Source organism: Pseudomonas sp. EL_65y_Pfl1_R83 (assembly GCF_963970695.1).
GTDB lineage: Bacteria > Pseudomonadota > Gammaproteobacteria > Pseudomonadales > Pseudomonadaceae > Aquipseudomonas > Aquipseudomonas tritici.
In genome coordinates this window covers 1-456 of the sequence record NZ_CAXAQI010000418.1, presented here as the reverse complement: position 1 = coordinate 456, position 456 = coordinate 1, and the positions used below count along the sequence as shown (strand labels likewise).

Below are 456 nucleotides of genomic sequence, written 5' to 3'. Positions count from 1 at the left end.
CCCGATCACGGCATCAGCAACCGGCACCACGGGCGCCACGACCGCGACGCTGGCGGGGGCCGTCGGTAAGACCACCTATATCTGCTCGCTGTCGGTGCGATCGAATGCGACGGCGGCGGTGACGGGGAACGTGACCGTGACCGGCCCATCGGTCACCCTCAACTACACCCATTGGACGGCGCCGCTGGCTTCAGGCATCGGCGTGACGGAACAGGTCTATTGGCCCTGTGCGCCGGCCGATGGCCCGGAGCTGGTGCAGGATCGCCAGCGCGGTATCGTCGTCGCGGATCAGCACGGCCTCGGTGATCTCGAGCTCGAGCCGGCTCGCCGGCAGGTTGGAGGAGGCCAGCGCCGCCATGATCTTCAGCGCCAGCGTGCCGCTCTTGAACTGTACCGGCGAGACGTTGACGGCCAGGCGGATGTCGTCGGGCCAGGCGGCGGCGTCGCGGCAGGCGG

Annotated in this window: 1 protein-coding gene; it reads right to left on the bottom strand. The window is 69.5% G+C overall.

Annotated elements, in window-relative coordinates; genetic code table 11:
- Positions 1 to 190: 190 nt before the first annotated feature.
- Positions 191 to 456 (bottom strand): EAL domain-containing protein (locus tag AACY08_RS29600; protein WP_339472636.1); only part of this gene is annotated, 266 nt, incomplete at its 5' end.